This is a genomic window from Klebsiella sp. 141203 (genome assembly GCF_032601985.1).
GTDB classification, from domain to species: Bacteria; Pseudomonadota; Gammaproteobacteria; order Enterobacterales; family Enterobacteriaceae; genus Klebsiella; species Klebsiella aerogenes.
The window spans coordinates 63,944-80,470 of sequence record NZ_JAQIRL010000011.1 but is presented as its reverse complement, the minus strand read 5'-3'; the positions used below and the strand labels follow the sequence as shown (position 1 = coordinate 80,470).

At 53.5% G+C, this 16,527-nt stretch carries 16 protein-coding genes; 8 read left to right on the top strand and 8 right to left on the bottom strand.

Annotated elements, in window-relative coordinates; translation table 11 throughout:
* From PGR29_RS24580 to PGR29_RS24565, 4 genes are all read left to right on the top strand, one after another.
* Positions 1 to 1,077: molybdopterin-dependent oxidoreductase (locus PGR29_RS24580; RefSeq protein WP_316425532.1), on the top strand; the 1,077-nt coding region annotated here is incomplete at its 5' end.
* A 40-nt stretch (positions 1,078 to 1,117) separates the two neighbouring features.
* Complete coding sequence (locus tag PGR29_RS24575) at positions 1,118 to 1,255, top strand: hypothetical protein (protein WP_316425531.1); 138 nt, start codon at positions 1,118 to 1,120, stop codon at positions 1,253 to 1,255.
* Positions 1,256 to 1,390: 135 nt separating this feature from the next.
* Positions 1,391 to 1,618: a hypothetical protein gene (locus PGR29_RS24570; RefSeq protein WP_316425530.1), complete on the top strand. Its 228-nt coding sequence runs from the start codon at positions 1,391 to 1,393 to the stop codon at positions 1,616 to 1,618.
* A 115-nt stretch (positions 1,619 to 1,733) separates the two neighbouring features.
* Positions 1,734 to 2,417 (top strand): tetratricopeptide repeat protein, encoded by a 684-nt coding sequence (locus PGR29_RS24565; RefSeq protein WP_316425533.1) that lies wholly within the window; start codon positions 1,734 to 1,736, stop codon positions 2,415 to 2,417.
* A 35-nt stretch (positions 2,418 to 2,452) separates the two neighbouring features.
* Here the strand turns inward: PGR29_RS24565 and gltP are convergent, their stop codons facing one another.
* Positions 2,453 to 3,763 carry a glutamate/aspartate:proton symporter GltP gene (gene gltP / locus PGR29_RS24560; RefSeq protein WP_045398139.1) on the bottom strand — a complete coding sequence of 437 codons (1,311 nt, stop codon included), beginning with the start codon at positions 3,761 to 3,763 and terminating at the stop codon, positions 2,453 to 2,455.
* Positions 3,764 to 4,177: 414 nt separating this feature from the next.
* Here gltP and acs point away from each other — a divergent pair, with 414 nt between their 5' ends.
* The 3 genes from acs to actP all read left to right on the top strand — a co-directional run bounded on the left by acs (position 4,178) and on the right by actP (position 8,285).
* Positions 4,178 to 6,136 (top strand): acetate--CoA ligase, encoded by a 1,959-nt coding sequence (gene acs, locus PGR29_RS24555; protein ID WP_213317921.1) that lies wholly within the window; start codon positions 4,178 to 4,180, stop codon positions 6,134 to 6,136.
* 188 nt (positions 6,137 to 6,324) lie between these two features.
* A complete protein-coding gene (locus tag PGR29_RS24550; RefSeq protein WP_045398145.1) occupies positions 6,325 to 6,639 on the top strand; it encodes a DUF485 domain-containing protein in 315 nt (104 codons plus the stop codon).
* Positions 6,636 to 8,285, top strand: a complete 1,650-nt coding sequence (actP, locus tag PGR29_RS24545) for a cation/acetate symporter ActP (protein WP_045398148.1) — start codon at positions 6,636 to 6,638, stop codon at positions 8,283 to 8,285. The genes PGR29_RS24550 and actP overlap by 4 nt, the downstream gene beginning before the upstream one ends.
* Positions 8,286 to 8,326: 41 nt before the next feature.
* Here the strand turns inward: actP and PGR29_RS24540 are convergent, their stop codons facing one another.
* The 7 genes from PGR29_RS24540 to PGR29_RS24510 all read right to left on the bottom strand — a co-directional run bounded on the left by PGR29_RS24540 (position 8,327) and on the right by PGR29_RS24510 (position 15,396).
* Positions 8,327 to 9,421, bottom strand: coding sequence for a type 1 fimbrial protein (locus PGR29_RS24540; protein WP_113375008.1), 1,095 nt, complete (start codon positions 9,419 to 9,421; stop codon positions 8,327 to 8,329).
* A gap of 19 nt (positions 9,422 to 9,440) precedes the next feature.
* Positions 9,441 to 10,004 (bottom strand): fimbrial protein, encoded by a 564-nt coding sequence (locus PGR29_RS24535; protein WP_316425529.1) that lies wholly within the window; start codon positions 10,002 to 10,004, stop codon positions 9,441 to 9,443.
* 22 nt (positions 10,005 to 10,026) lie between these two features.
* Positions 10,027 to 12,600: a fimbria/pilus outer membrane usher protein gene (locus PGR29_RS24530; protein WP_316425528.1), complete on the bottom strand. Its 2,574-nt coding sequence runs from the start codon at positions 12,598 to 12,600 to the stop codon at positions 10,027 to 10,029.
* Positions 12,554 to 13,240: a fimbrial assembly chaperone gene (locus PGR29_RS24525; protein ID WP_087858822.1), complete on the bottom strand. Its 687-nt coding sequence runs from the start codon at positions 13,238 to 13,240 to the stop codon at positions 12,554 to 12,556. The genes PGR29_RS24530 and PGR29_RS24525 overlap by 47 nt, the downstream gene beginning before the upstream one ends.
* A gap of 53 nt (positions 13,241 to 13,293) precedes the next feature.
* The gene (locus tag PGR29_RS24520) at positions 13,294 to 13,854 is read right to left on the bottom strand and encodes a fimbrial protein (protein ID WP_162750243.1); all 561 of its coding nucleotides are present in this window, start codon (positions 13,852 to 13,854) and stop codon (positions 13,294 to 13,296) included.
* 449 nt (positions 13,855 to 14,303) lie between these two features.
* Complete coding sequence (locus PGR29_RS24515) at positions 14,304 to 14,993, bottom strand: LrgB family protein (RefSeq protein ID WP_087858823.1); 690 nt, start codon at positions 14,991 to 14,993, stop codon at positions 14,304 to 14,306.
* Entirely contained in the window at positions 14,986 to 15,396 is a 411-nt protein-coding gene (locus PGR29_RS24510; protein ID WP_316425527.1) for a CidA/LrgA family protein, read from the bottom strand. Before PGR29_RS24510 ends, PGR29_RS24515 begins: the two co-directional genes overlap by 8 nt.
* A 103-nt stretch (positions 15,397 to 15,499) precedes the next feature.
* On the opposite strand from PGR29_RS24510, the gene PGR29_RS24505 reads away from it, so the two are divergent.
* Complete coding sequence (locus tag PGR29_RS24505; RefSeq protein WP_087858825.1) at positions 15,500 to 16,381, top strand: LysR family transcriptional regulator; 882 nt, start codon at positions 15,500 to 15,502, stop codon at positions 16,379 to 16,381.
* Positions 16,382 to 16,527 lie beyond the last annotated feature (146 nt).

Sequence of the window (16,527 nt, the reverse complement as noted above, 5' to 3'; positions counted from 1 at the left end):
AAGTTCCCGGAAAACCGCGAGAAGTTCGCTAAAGCCTGGGGCGTCGACAGCCTGCCGGAACATACCGGTTATCGCATCAGCGAGCTGCCGCACCGCGCCGAACACGGCGAAGTCCGCGCCGCCTATATTATGGGCGAGGATCCGCTGCAGACCGATGCCGAGCTTTCCGCGGTGCGCAAGGCGTTTGAACAGCTGGAACTGGTTATCGTCCAGGATATTTTCATGACCAAAACCGCCGCCGCGGCCGACGTCATCCTGCCGTCCACCTCGTGGGGCGAGCACGAAGGCGTGTATACCGCAGCGGACCGCGGCTTCCAGCGCTTCTTTAAAGCGGTGGAGCCGAAGTGGGACCTGAAAACCGACTGGCAGATCATCAGCGAAATCGCCACCCGGATGGGCTATCCGATGCACTACAACAACACCCAGGAGATCTGGGATGAGTTGCGGCATCTGTGCCCGGACTTCTACGGCGCTACCTATGAAAAAATGGGCGAGCTCGGCTATGTCATGTGGCCATGCCGCGATGAGTCCGACGCCGACCAGGGGACGTCGTATCTGTTTAAAGAGAAGTTCGATACCCCGAACGGGCTGGCGCAGTTCTTCACCTGCGACTGGGTCGCGCCGATCGATAAGCTCACCGACGAGTACCCGATGGTGCTCTCAACGGTACGCGAAGTCGGTCACTACTCCTGCCGTTCGATGACCGGCAACTGTGCGGCGCTGGCGGCGCTGGCGGATGAACCGGGCTATGCGCAAATCAACACCGCCGACGCCGAACGGTTAGGCATCGAGGATGAAGCGCTGGTGTGGGTCAATTCGCGTAAGGGGCGCATCATCACCCGCGCGCAGGTCAGCGATCGGCCGAATAAAGGCGCGGTGTACATGACCTACCAGTGGTGGATCGGCGCCTGTAACGAGCTGGTGTCGGAGAACCTGAGCCCGATAACCAAAACGCCGGAGTACAAGTACTGCGCGGTTAACGTTGAGCGGATTGCCGATCAGCGCGCGGCGGAGCAGTACGTGATCGACGAGTACAACAAGCTGAAAGCCCGGCTGCGCGAAAGCGCGATGGGTTAAGGTTCGGCGGCCATACCCGATATCCGGGAACCCTCCCCCGGTGGCGCTTACGCTTACCGGGGCTACCAACCGACTACCGAACCGTAGCCCGGATAAGGCGCTATGCGCCGCTATCCGGGAACCCTCCCCCGGTGGCGCTTACGCTTACCGGGGCTACCAACCGACTACCGAACCGTAACCCGGATAAGGCGCCATGTGCCGCTATCCGGGAATCCTCCCCCGGTGGCGCTTACGCTTACCGGGGCTACCAACCGAATACCAAACCGTAGCCCGGATAAGGCGCTACGCGCCGCTATCCGGGAATCCTCCCCCGGTGGCGCTTACGCTTACCGGGGCTACCAACCGACTACCGAACCGTAGCCCGGATAAGGCGCTACGCGCCGCTATCCGGGAACCCTCCCCGGTGGCGCTTACGCTTACCGGGGCTACCAACCGACTACCGAACCGTAGCCCGGATAAGGCGCTGTGCGCCGCTATCCGGGAACCCTCCCCCGGTGGCGCTTACGCTTACCGGGGCGACCAACCGACTACCGAACCGTAGCCCGGATAAGGCGCTATGCGCCGCTATCCGGGTATTCACCCCGCTAATTCCCGCCATTTTCTTCTTTTCCGCCTCCCTTTATACTGCGGGGGTCTTCCTTACTGATAATAAAAAAATGAAATACCTCTATTTACTGCTGGCGCTGACAAGCTTCACCGCAGACGCTGCAGATCCGGGCAGCCAATACCAACAGCAGGCCGAAGCTGGCGACCCGCGCGCGCAGTTTTATCTGGCGGATACCTGGGTTAGCTCCGGCAACTATCAACAAGCTGAATACTGGGCGCAGAAAGCGGCGGCGCAGGGCGATGGCGACGCGCTGGCGCTGCTGGCTCAGCTTAAAATCCGTAACCCGCAGCAGGCCGACTATCAGCAGGCCCGACAGTTAGCGGAAAAATCCGTGCAGGCCGGCAGCAAGGCCGGCGAGATTATCCTCGCCCGCGTGCTGGTCAATCAGCAGGCTGGCCCCACCGATTATGCGCACGCCATCAGGCTGCTGCAGGATGCGGCCAAAGATGAAGAGAGCGACTCTGCCGTCGATGCGCAGATGCTGCTGGGGCTTATCTACGCCAGCGGCGTGCTGCCGCCGGAAGATGACCTCAAGGCCGCGCAGTACTTCAAAGGCAGCTCGGCGCTTTCGCGCACCGGCTATGCCGAATACTGGGCTGGGATGATGTTCCAGCAGGGAGAGAAAGGTTTTATCGAACCAAACCCGCAAAAAGCGCTGCATTGGCTTAACGTCAGCTGTCAGGAGGGGTTTGATACCGGATGTGAAGAGTTCGACAGGATAACCAAAGGCTAAAAAAAGCCCGGCGCGAATGGCCGGGCTCTGACGTCTTATTGGGCGGTTTTATCAAACTTGCCCAGCACTTCGCGTTCATACGCCAGCGCTTTCTTGCGATCAAACTTATGTTCCCACTTAGCGATAACCAGCACCGCCAGCGCGTTGCCGACCACGTTCAGCGCGGTACGCGCCATATCGAGGATACGGTCGACGCCGGCAATAAACGCCAGCCCTTCCAGCGGGATCCCCACGCTACCCAGGGTCGCCAGCAGCACCACGAAGGAGACGCCCGGTACGCCCGCGATGCCTTTTGAAGTCACCATCAACGTCAGCACGAGAGTGATTTCCTGCCACAGGGAGAGGTCGATACCGTACAGCTGGGCGATGAAGATCGCCGCGATGCTCTGATATAGCGTCGAACCATCGAGGTTAAAGGAGTAGCCGGTCGGCACCACGAAGCTGGTGATTGAGGCCGGCGCGCCGTAGGCTTCCATTTTCTCAATGATACGCGGCAGCACGCTCTCGGAGCTCGCCGTGGAATAAGCCAGAATCAGCTCATCTTTGAGGATGCGAATCAGGATCCAGATGCTCAGCCCACATACCCGCGCCACGATACCCAGCACCACCAGCGCGAAGAACAGAATCGCGAAGTAAACCAGGATAACCAGCTTAGCCAGCGGCCACAGCGAAGCGAAGCCGAAGGTGGCGACGGTCACCGAGATCAGGGCAAAGACCCCGACCGGCGCATAGCGCATCACCATGTGCGTCACTTTAAACATGGTTTCGGAGATGGAGCGGAACACGGTCACCAGCGGTTCGCGGTGAGTAGACGGCAGGGAAGAAAGCCCCAGACCGAACAGCACCGAGAAGAAGATAATCGGCAGCATATCGCCTTTCGCCATCGAGGCGACGATATTAGTCGGCACCAGCGACAGGATAGTCCCCATCAGGCCGTGAGCGTGGCTCTGCACCTCTGCGGTGGTGTTCTGATATTTCGAGATATCGACCGCCGCCAACTGCGACATATCAATGCCGCTGCCCGGTTGGAAGACGTTCGCCAGGGTGATCCCCAGCACAATCGCCACCGTGGTGATCACTTCAAAATAGATAATGGTCTTGGCGCCGATGCGGCCCAGTTGCTTGGCGTCGCCTACACCCGCAATGCCCACCACCAGCGTCGAGATGACAATCGGGACGACAATCATTTTAATCAGGTGGATAAAGATATCGCCCGCCGGGGTCAGGAGGTTTGAGATTAACCAATCACGGCTTTCGGCGTGGTAATGCAGGTAGCTGCCCAGAAGTATGCCAAGCACCAGGGCTAGCAAAATCTGCCAGGCCAGGCTGACTTTTGTTTTTTTCATCACTACTGACTTCCTCAATGAAAGGCACCATTCCGGGAGGTAATGGCACCCACTGAAAGGGGTATGAATTGTGTTGCGTTGCTTTATGGGGTTATTTAACGCGCAATATCAGTATCATTTGCACGGCATGCTGCGCAAGCCTTTAAGAACAGCGCTTTCCTCTGGTTTTCTGCATAAATCCGCCCATTTCAGCGCATTACATTGCATAAGTATTTGTTATAAAAAATATTTAACACATTCAGTTTCTATAAATACAGTAAATGAATTATTTCACTTCAAAGTTTCATTTGATTGAATTTCATTCAGTTTAATCAATGCGTGATCTGCCCCCCAAATAGTAAACAAAGCTCATAAAGCCCCTATTCTTAACGGTTATTTGACATATATTTAACAAGTTAAAGGAGAAAAAAAGCCATGAGCCAAATACATAAACACCCTATTCCCGCAGAGATTGCGGAACATTGCCTGATGAATCCGCAACAGTACCAGGTGAACTACCAACAATCCATCAGCAACCCAGATGCCTTCTGGGGTGAGCAAGGCAAAATCCTCGACTGGATTAAGCCCTATACGCAGGTAAAAAATACCTCTTTCGCCCCGGGAAACATCTCCATCAAATGGTATGAAGATGGCACCCTGAACCTCGCGGCCAACTGTCTCGACCGCCATCTGCACGAGCGCGGCGACCAAACCGCGATCATCTGGGAAGGCGATGACGCCAGCCAGAGTAAAAACATCACTTATCGTCAGCTCCATCGCGATGTTTGCCGTTTTGCCAACGTATTGCTCGATCTGGGCATTAAAAAAGGCGATGTCGTTGCTATCTATATGCCGATGGTGCCGGAAGCCGCCGTCGCCATGCTGGCCTGCGCGCGCATCGGCGCCATCCATTCGGTTATCTTCGGCGGCTTTTCGCCGGAAGCGGTTGCCGGTCGTATTATCGACTCCAGCGCTCGCCTGGTGATCACCTCTGACGAAGGATTACGCGCCGGTCGCGCCATCCCGCTGAAGAAAAACGTCGACGATGCGCTGAAAAATCCGCACGTCACCAGCATCGAGCACGTGGTGGTACTCAAACGTACCGGCGGCAAAATCGACTGGCAGGAAGGTCGCGATCTGTGGTGGAGCGATCTGATTGAAAAAGCGGATGACCAGCATGAAGCGGTGGAAATGAACGCCGAAGACCCGCTCTTTATCCTCTATACCTCCGGTTCAACGGGCAAGCCGAAAGGCGTACTGCACACCACCGGCGGCTATCTGGTGTATGCGGCGACCACCTTCAAATACGTCTTTGATTATCATCCGGGCGATATCTACTGGTGCACCGCCGATGTGGGCTGGGTCACCGGTCACAGCTACCTGCTGTACGGCCCGTTGGCCTGCGGCGCCACCACGCTGATGTTTGAAGGCGTGCCAAACTGGCCGACCCCGGCGCGCATGTGCCAGGTGGTGGACAAACATCAGGTCAATATTCTGTACACCGCGCCGACGGCGATCCGCGCGCTGATGGCGGAAGGCGACAAAGCTATTGAAGGTACCGATCGTTCCTCACTGCGCATTCTCGGCTCGGTCGGCGAGCCGATTAACCCGGAAGCCTGGGAGTGGTACTGGAAGAAGATCGGCAACGAGAAGTGCCCGGTGATGGACACCTGGTGGCAGACCGAAACCGGCGGCTTCATGATTACCCCGCTGCCGGGCGCCATCGAGCTGAAAGCCGGTTCCGCCACGCGTCCATTCTTCGGCGTCCAGCCGGTGCTGGTGGACAACGAAGGGACGCCGCTGGAAGGCGCGACCGAGGGCAACCTGGCTATCGCCGACTCCTGGCCTGGCCAGGCGCGTACCCTGTTTGGCGATCATGAACGCTTCGAGCAGACCTACTTCTCAACCTTTAAAAATATGTACTTTAGCGGCGACGGCGCCCGTCGCGACGAAGATGGTTATTACTGGATAACCGGTCGCGTCGATGACGTACTGAACGTCTCCGGCCACCGTCTGGGCACCGCGGAAATTGAATCCGCGCTGGTTTCGCATCCGAAAATCGCCGAAGCGGCGGTGGTCGGCATTCCGCATAACATCAAAGGCCAGGCCATCTACGCTTACGTGACGCTGAATCACGGTGAAGAGCCGACGCCGGAACTGTATGCCGAAGTACGTAACTGGGTGCGCAAAGAGATTGGCCCACTGGCGACGCCGGATGTACTGCACTGGACCGACTCGTTGCCGAAAACCCGCTCCGGCAAAATCATGCGCCGTATTCTGCGTAAGATTGCCGCTGGCGATACCAGTAATCTCGGGGATACCTCGACGCTGGCCGATCCGGGCGTAGTGGACAAACTGCTCGAAGAGAAGCAGGCCATTGCGATGCCGTCATAACCTTAACCTATTCCCTACCCCCTCTCCCTCTTAGGAGGGAGAGGTTAAAAACATAAACTCCCCCCAAGGATTCTATTCAGCAGGAAAGCGGTAAATCAGCGACGACTCGACGCAATAGCGTCGGGCGGGTCACTGTTGCCGACGGATAGCCGATGGATGACATAAGGGTTACCTCTGGAGACGCTAAGATGAATGAACAAATTTGTCAGCGGATAGAAAATAGTGCGCATTTCAGGGAGTTAGTAGCATCACGGCAACGGTTTGCCGCCATTCTGTCAGTCATTATGCTGGTCATTTACGTAGGTTTTATTTTGCTTATCGCCTTCGCGCCAGGCTGGCTGGGAACGCCGCTGCATGAAGGCACCAGCGTCACCCGCGGCATCCCTATTGGCATCGGCGTCATTATCATCTCCTTCGTTCTGACCGGGATTTACGTCTGGCGGGCAAACGGCGAATACGACAAGTTGACCAAAAGCGTGATTAGCGAGGTGCAAGCATCATGAAAAAAGTCCTGACGGCGCTTGCCGCCACGCTCCCTTTCGCCGCCAACGCCGCCGATGCCATTACCGGCGCGGTGCAGCGTCAGCCGACCAACTGGCAGGCGATTATCATGTTCGTGATTTTCGTCGCCTTGACGCTGTATATCACTTACTGGGCGTCAAAACGCGTACGTTCGCGTAGCGATTACTACACCGCAGGCGGCAATATCACCGGTTTCCAGAACGGTCTGGCGATTGCCGGCGACTTTATGTCCGCGGCCTCGTTCCTCGGCATTTCCGCGTTGGTTTACACTTCCGGCTACGACGGTCTGATCTACTCGCTCGGCTTCCTCGTCGGCTGGCCGATTATCCTGTTCCTGATCGCCGAACGCCTGCGTAACCTCGGCCGCTATACCTTTGCCGACGTAGCGTCTTATCGCCTGAAGCAGGGGCCGATTCGCACCCTCTCCGCCTGCGGTTCGCTGGTGGTGGTGGCGCTGTATCTGATCGCGCAGATGGTTGGCGCCGGTAAGCTCATCCAGCTGCTGTTCGGCCTCAACTACCACGTGGCGGTGGTGCTGGTCGGCGTGCTGATGGTGTTGTACGTGCTGTTCGGCGGCATGCTTGCCACCACTTGGGTGCAGATTATCAAAGCGGTCCTGCTGCTGTTCGGCGCCAGCTTTATGGCCTTTATGGTGATGAAGCACGTCGGGTTCAGTTTCAATAATCTGTTCACTGAAGCGATGGCGGTCCACCCGAAAGGGGCGGCGATCATGAGCCCCGGCGGGCTGGTGAAAGACCCGATATCGGCGCTGTCGCTCGGTCTCGGCTTGATGTTCGGTACCGCGGGCCTGCCGCATATTCTGATGCGTTTCTTCACCGTCAGCGACGCCAAAGAAGCGCGTAAGAGCGTGTTCTACGCCACCGGTTTCATGGGTTACTTCTATATTCTGACCTTTATCATCGGCTTTGGCGCGATCATGCTGGTGGGGGCGAATCCGGCGTTTAAAGACGCGGCCGGACAGCTTATCGGCGGCAACAACATGGCGGCAGTACATCTGGCGGATGCCGTCGGCGGTAACCTGTTCCTCGGCTTTATCTCGGCGGTGGCGTTCGCCACAATTCTGGCGGTTGTCGCCGGGCTGACGCTGGCGGGGGCATCGGCGGTCTCTCACGATCTTTACGCTAACGTGTTCCGTAAAGGCGCGACCGAACGTCAGGAGCTGAAAGTATCGAAAATCACCGTGCTGATCCTTGGCGTGGTGGCGATTCTGCTGGGGATTTTGTTCGAAAACCAGAATATCGCCTTCATGGTCGGCCTGGCGTTCTCTATCGCCGCCAGCTGTAACTTCCCGATTATCCTGCTGTCGATGTACTGGTCGAAACTGACCACCCGCGGCGCGATGATTGGCGGCTGGCTCGGCCTGCTGACCGCGGTGATTCTAATGATCCTCGGCCCGACCATATGGGTGCAGATCCTCGGACACGAGAAAGCCGTCTTCCCGTATGAATACCCGGCGCTGTTCTCCATCGCCATCGCGTTCATCGGCATCTGGCTGTTCTCGATTACCGATAACTCCGCCGAAGGGATGCGCGAGCGCGAGCAGTTCCGCGCTCAGTTCATCCGTTCGCAAACCGGTATCGGTATCGAACGCGGTCAGGCGCACTAAGCGTATCAGCCTCTTCCTCGCGCTGGGGAGGAGGCTGAGGTTTAGTTATAGGTAAAAGTTATCACCCCGGCCGCATTTGCCGAGCCCGCCGTCACCGTCGCCCCTGTTTTGTAGTAATTGGTTGAGAATAGCAACGTGTCTAAAGCATAGGCGCCGCCGGGGCTATCAGGATTAGTAAAAATAGTATAGCCAGCATCCGCGCCGCTATTGGTCACCGTGGTGCGGCTTGAAGAATACAAGCTGATATCCGTATTCAACGGTAGCGCCTCGCCATTCAGATTAAGCTGCACGCCAACGCCGGTGGCGACATTGCTATCTGCCGTCAGCGCCATCACCGTGTTATCAGGATTATCACCGCCCGCTTGTGCCGCCGTCACCCGCATCGATACGTTAGTCCCGGGTTCGCAGGCGAGCGTGACAGATTGCCGGACGGAGCCCACTTTCGTCGCGGTATTAAACGCCGAGGCGCTGACCGTCCCCATCGCGAAGTTGAGCCCCGAGCTATTGGTTACACAGCCCATCGGGGTCAGTTGAATCGTGGTGGTGCCGCTGATATGCAAGGGAGAAATACTGGTGGTGCCGACATTATCCTGAACCGATACTCTGGAAATCGGATCGCCAAACGTTAAAGTACTATTGCTGGCGATCGGCCCGCCGGTGGCGACCAACTGTAGTTGATACGCGGGCGAGTAACTGGTTGTCGCGAAGCTATCACCAAATCCCGTAGGCTTGCCCAGATAATAGTTCGCATCGCCAATATAATGCGTTTGATAATCACTGCTAAAATCGTTGGTATCGCCACCGTACTCACCAGTGATATTTAGCCAGACTTTCACACGAATACCAACGCCTGAAACCGAGGTGGTATAGATATTATCGCCAATTAGCGTACCCGCATTGTCTGATGCCCACTTAAAAAGCGCGTAGGTTTCACCTTCACAATTTAATAACGTTGTCTGCGCGCGCGTAATTTTGCCGGAGTCATATAAAATAGTACCAGCCGAATAGCTACCGGCATTGACGAGGATTTTCTCCGGCAAATTGGTCATAGAGACGCTGCCATAGTTAATCCCATCACAGGCCCAACCATAAACAGGAAAGATAATAACCAGTAACAGTAAAATGTATTTTTTCATACTCTTCCCTGTATAAATATCATTTATAGGCCACATCAAACGTGGCCGTAAAACCCACTACGCCAGCGCTTATTTTTCCATAGGGTGAATACATTCGAGCAAGCATATTAAAAGTATGCGTATCAGTGTTATCAAAGGTATAGAGATAGCGTTCGTTGGGGCCTAAGGTTTGTTGGTCGGTTTGGCTAAGCAATTGCATTCCGACGCCGCTGGCGCCGTTACTGCCTGTTTGATTACTTTTGTAGATTGAAGGATAAGTATCATCATAAGATGAACCACTGAATGATAGCGTAACCGACGTTAAACCCGCAGCACAGTTAGTAAACTCTAATTTAACCGGCGTACTTTGCCCATGGGAACCGGCTTTCCCCGTCAGAGTTTGATAGGACACCGTGCCTAAGTCGATGGTAGTTGACGGTTTAACCGCCACCTCGCAGGAGGGCTCCTCGATACTTCCCGTGACGTTAATATTAAGCGTACTCGACTCATCATATGCCAGCGCGCAAGGCGCGATAAAAAAGCTGCCGGGCAATAAAACAAGGGCGCAAGTTAATACCGAAGTTATTTTTTTAACTTTACTCATTGATTACTCTCAGCGTGATAAGTTAATAACAAATAGCCTGATAGAAAATAATATCCTGGTCCGAAACCTGGCCGCTAAAGTCATAAACTGCCCGACACTGCTCATTGCTACCGCTGCCCCATTTTACAAGCAGCGCACCTTTTTTCTGGAGGCCCGTTACATATACCTGCCCGCCGTCACCAACAATATTGCTGCGGATATCATTGGCTCGTCCATTATTATTATCCAGAGACACGATGGCGCCAAATGGAACTATTCCAGACTTCGTTTTTAAGGTAATCATTGCCTTATAGCCAATATAGGTATCGTATTTTACTTTCACGATGGCGTTGCGCGTCGGCACCACGGTTCTCACCACATTATCCACTTCGGCGCCAGTGACCTGCTGCTCATCTAATGACAAGTTGTTGCTATGATAAGGGCGGATATAAGGCACAATAGCGTAACCCGCCGAATCGGTGCTGACGTTCGTTTGACCGCGCACCGTCACATCGCTGACGCCTGGCGTTTCAACCAGCGCCGAGCTTTCCCCCAGAAAACGAGAAAACGTAAGGCCACCTGAATGAGCAACCATGCCGCCACGCAGCGTATAGTTGTAGCGGTTACTATAGCGATCGTAACCATATCCGGCGGTCACTTCGCCCCTTGATCCCTGATAACCCACGCCAATATTTCCGGAGATACTTTTATCACTGGCGTCATAGCCTTGCTGAACGTTCCAGTTCAGCGAACGATCGGCAAGCATCATCCCGTTAAGACCGACACTGTGCGTGGTATCGCTTTTACGACCTGCGCTCATACTGTAATTGGCTGACATCGTTTCGCCGAGCGGCACACTCAGCGTGAGTGACACGATAGTGTCGCTGTCTGGATTGCTCTCCCCGCTATCGTCTGTACTTTGGACATTACGGTTGTATGAGTAATTAACAAAGTAAGACACTTTGCCGATAGTACCGCTATAACCAATGCCTAATGAGGCCATTCTTGAGTTATCCCAATACGTTTCATTGACCAGTGAAAGCGACAGTGAGCCGTAGCCAGATAGCGTTTGCGAAATTGACGCATCAAAACGACCTTTTTTGCGACCGGTTAATGAAGTGCGGTCACTATCAGCGGTAGTCTCATCAATAAAGTCGGCAAAAGAATAATATCCGGAAGTGGAATAGCGATAACCCGCGACGGAAAAACTGGTCCCCGATTGCATAAAACTTTTATTAAAACGCAGGCGATAGGATTGCCCTTTCTCTTTAGTTGCAAAGAGCGAGTTATCGTTATTTTTCATCTCAGCCAAAGAGCCGGAAGCATCCAGCGAAAGAGCGCCAACAACACCGAGATTGAATCCGGTACCTACGAGTATATTCGTATACCGATCTTCAGCTTGCTGAAACCCGGTATAGAGCGTGGCGTTGCTGGAAAGCCCGTAAGCCAAAGTTGACTGGACAAAATTATATTCTTTACCGCCTGAATTGGCCGAGCGGGTCTTACCGCTGCTAAACGTGTAATCCAACTGCCCTTCGCGCTGCAAAATCGCCAATGATGCGTAAGGAACGACGAAACTTTGCTGACTGCCATCTGACTCTTTAATATTGACGTACAAATCGCCAGCGCTACCGGTAGAGTACAGATCTTTTATCTCAAAGGCGCCGGGGGCAACCGTCGTTTTATAAATACTATAGCCGTTTTGATAAACAGAAACTTCGGCCGTTGTCCGCGCAATTCCCTTAATCGTCGGCGCAAAACCATGCAGGCTATCTGGTAGCATTTCTTTGTCCGAACTTAGCTGTAGACCAGTGAAGTTCAAACTGTCGTAAATATCCGAGGCGGTATAGGTATTGCCCATCACCAACTGGCTTTTCAGCCGATGAATATCTCGCGCAAGATAGCTATAAACCGATTCCCACCGGCTGCCATCATCGCTATGGTTAAGCGTGCTGTAGTTGCGTATACGCCACGCTCCCCAATTAATACCTGGCTGCAGGCTGACAAACTGACTCTCCGTCGCGGCGCCGCCATGACGCGGAATGCTACGCTGGCCGGATAGGCTGTAATTGAGTACACCGGCATTGATGCCTTGCTGCCACTGATTTTCCGGCAAATAGTCTCTTGGCCGATTCAGTAACGCGACCTGTGGAATCGAAAAATTAATCCGCTGCTGGGCGAGTTCGACGGTGTACTCCAGCCCCGGAATGGCAGACAGGCGAGCGCATTCCGCTCCCGCGGCAGCAAGCTGCGGGTAACTCTCGGTATTAATTAACCACGTTTTAAGAAGCTCAAGCCGAATGCAAGGTTGAACCGCCATCGCGGCATCGCCGGAATGTTTTTTAAAATCAATAGATTCAGAAGAAACAAATTTATCATTTATATAAACATCCAGGCTATAGCGGCCCGGCGGCACCGCTTCCTGAGAAAAATAGGATAAATCGACAGCAGTTGATTGGCTTTCCGTAATCTCAAGGAGATGGGGGTTAAAATATTCACTCGCCTGTACGCTAACGCTCAACGCGGCAGCGGACAGGATTAAAATAATACGGCAGTATATTAACTTCGAACTATTGTACGATCGCAGTGTATTTCTTTCCTGACATACCATAATCATTAATCACGCTCCATGTGATCGATTGTTTCCCTGTCGAGGATAAATTACTTTCAGCTGGTATTTTTAACGTCGTAAACGGGGCGGCAAACCATCCGCCAGAAATATTCCTACCGTTAATGCCAATCTGCGAGAAGTTCATATAAAGTGGTGAGTTGTTCTTTACACTAATAAAGCTTCCCAAGCGCTGCCATTGTAATTTCCCGGCATACATTTCTGGCGAACTGTTTTTAAGCTCAGCGGGACGGTAGATAAGTTTTATCTTTGAATTGATAGCAAACTGAACCATATTAGTATCTGGCATATTATTCATTGCCGGAATACCTTTAATGTTAAGCCAAAACATGGATTCACGGTCGGCGGCCAGAGGCTTACCGGAACGCACTATTCGCACGAAACCTTTTTCTCCCGCTTTTAAGCGAAAAAGCGGAGGGGTAATGATAAATGAGTCTTTCGCCGGAGATGTGGCATCCACCAATGAGACCCACGACTGAACAATATCAGAGCTATTATCTTTATTCTCTACAGCTACTTCGGCATTATTTTTTGCACCGTCAAATATCACGCGAGTTGCGCCAACCACTACGCTCGCTTGCGCGCTGGTGATAGATAATAACCCGAAAAATAACAGAAAATATCTCATCTAATTTTATTCCAGGGGAATCAGGATAGATTCCCCTTGCTCCATGAATAATATTAATAGTAAGTCACGTTATAAGTCACAGTGGTTTGTACTGCGCCTTTAGTTGGGTCAGCGCTTCCTGATTTAGCCATTTTTACCGTAAAAGGGATGGTCGCCTCACCAGAGGAGATATCAACATCGGCGCCCTCAACGTTATTTTTGAGTAAATTTCCCGCATTGTCGAAGATAGCAACGGCAACGCCTGATGCCGCTTCCGAGCCTGCCTGGTTTTTAAAATAATCGCTATTAGCGCTGTCTGCTTCACCACCAAATGTTACGCGAGCGATAGTGCTCCCTCCCTCTTCAGTGGTTGGGCAATCAGCCAGCTTAAAGGAAAAGTTTTTCGCCGCACCGTAGGTATAGGCTTTTAAATCTGCAACCGATGCGGTCCCCATGGCAATCGCAGTTACGCCGCCGTCAATGGTTGCGGTGCAGGTTGTATCTGAAACGGTACCGGTGAAGGTAATGGTATTCGGCGCCGCTTGCGTAATAGTAGACAACATACAGGAGGCGGAAATCGCCAGCGCGCTGAATAAATATTTTTTACTGATTTTCATATGAATTCCCATATCCATTGTAAAATGACAATCAATCCGTCAATTGCTTCATGCAGGTATATTAGAGAATGGAATTCAATATTCGCATTACAAATGCGTCATGCAAATAATGATAAGATCAATTTATACCCGTCATACTTCACCACGTGGTCACTCATTGAATCCATTCAATAATAATATCCCACATCAAAATAATATCCTGCAGAAAATATTTTTCAATAAGAAGAGCTAACATCACTTATTAGCAGAAATTTATCACCAGGCATCACAAAACATAAAACCATAAACATCAACAAATTAGATATACACTCAACCAGAAAGAAAATAATGTATCCTGATGGATTCGGAATAAAGCCTAAACACTTTAAATATTAATTACGCCAAACATCTTATATATACGTAGTTTCTTAACTCATTCTAATATCAGCAGCCTTACCCGCTGTACTTCGGGGTAAAACTGCTGAAGTTCAAAATATCGCCCAGCGCACCAAAGGCGCCGCCAGTACCATCACTACGCCGGAAAGCATCATTACCAGGCTGGCGACCACGCCCTCCTGCTGCCCGAGCTCGTAAGAACGAGCGGTCCCGGCGCCGTGGGACGCCGCGCCAAAGCCGGCTCCTTTCGCCATGCCGGCGCTTATCGACAAGCGTAAGAACAGCACGTCGCCAATCGCCATGCCAAAGACTCCGGTAACCACCACAAACAGCGCCACTAAGTCGGGTTGACCGCCGAGCGGTTTCGCTGCCGCCAGCGCAAACGGCGTGGTCACCGAGCGCACCGCCAGGCTTCGCTGGATCTCATCTGAAAGAGTAAACAGACGCGCCAGCCAGACGGAAGTGGTTACCGCCACCAGCGAAGCCGTCACCACCCCGGCAGTCAACGACATCCAGTGACGCTTGATAATCGCCATGTTGTCATAGACCGGTACGGCGAAAGCGATGGTGGCTGGCCCCAATAGCCACAATAGCCAGTGCGACTCGCCCATATAGCTCTGGTAGGAAATATGACCAAAGACGAGGATCAGCACCAACAATACCGGCGTCAGCACCAGCGGCATCAACGGCAGTTTGTGGAAGCGGCGATAGAGACGCTTATTGGCAAAATAGAGCACGAGGGTGACCGCCAGACACAACACGCTCAGGGTAAAATCACTCATCTTTCAACCTGCTCACTTCGTAGCGATAAACCCTATCCACTACCCACGCCGTGGCGCCCAATACCAGGGTGGTGCTTAGCGCGATGACGAGGAAGATACGCCAGCCGTCCACCATCAGCAGTTGCGCATAGTTAACGACGGCAACCACCGCCGGGACGAAAAATAGCAGCATCTCCGCCAGCAGCCAGCGCGCGCCTGCGCGCACCCAGTTCAGCGGTATCACCCGGCAGACGATAAGCATCAGCAGCATCAACATACCGACAAGATTGGCCGGAAGCGGGAGATGAAGCCAATTAACCAGATATTCAGCGCAGACAAACAGCCCGGCATAGAGCAGTACCTGAACCGGTACCTGAAGACGTCGCGCCACGAAAGGCGCAACACGTGCTGGCGCGAAGGCCATGAGCGGAATTCCCTAAAAATAAGACAGACGTGAAGTATAGAGAGCCGCCCTTACTGACAGAAATGAATTAAAATCATCACAGGTATAGTCTCAGGGAATAATCATGGATATACGTACGTTGCGATATTTTGTCGAAGTCGTCCGCCAGCAAAGCTTTACCCGCGCGGCGGAGAAGCTCTTCGTCACGCAGCCCACCATCAGCAAGATGCTCAAAAATCTGGAAGACGAGCTCAACTGCACTCTGCTTATCCGTGATGGCCGTAAGCTGTTATTAACCGATACCGGCCGGGTAGTTTTCGAACGCGGGCAGGCGATACTCGGCGAATTCAGCCAGTTAAAAGCCGAGCTCAGCGATATCAATCATCTGAATAAAGGCGTGCTGCGGCTGGGGATCCCGCCGATGGTCGGCATGTTGATGGCTGAGCCCATCAGCCGGTTTCGCCTGCGTTATCCCGGCGTGGAGCTGAAAATTTCCGAGTTCGGCGGGCTGACGGTACAGCAGGCGGTTAGCAACGGCGAGCTCGATCTGGCGATGACCGCGCTACCGGTCGATGAGGCCAGCGGTCTGACCACGCTGTCGCTCTTCAGCCATCCGCTCTGCGTCCTCGTGCCAAAGACGGCGCAGTGGCAGGATATCACCTCGATCTCGCCGCAGAAGCTGGCGCAGCATCCGTTGGTTATCTACAACGAAGATTTTGCCCTCAGCCAGCAGCTGATGCGCCTGTTTGCCGAGCATGACGTGAAGCCGCGTATCGCCGTGCGCAGCGGCCAGTGGGATTTTCTGGCGGCAATGGTGCAGGCGGGCATTGGCGTAGCGATTTTGCCGGAGCCGATTTGCCAGCGGCTGGATGCCGAGGATTTTTACTGGATCCCACTGGAGAGCGAATTACGTTGGGAATTAGGGATGATCTGGCGGGAAGGCGTATATATGTCGCGCAGCGCTCAGGCGTGGCTGGAGTGCAGTAAGTCATTTTGGCTGGAGTAACTCCCCGGTAAGCGTTAGCGCTACCGGGGGATTTTGAGGCCATTGGTACCGGCAGTATCAGCCAGCATGGTGAATAAATTAACGGCAGGCCGCACGGACCGTAGGTCGGGTAAGGCGTTAGCCGCCACCCGACAAAAAACGGCACC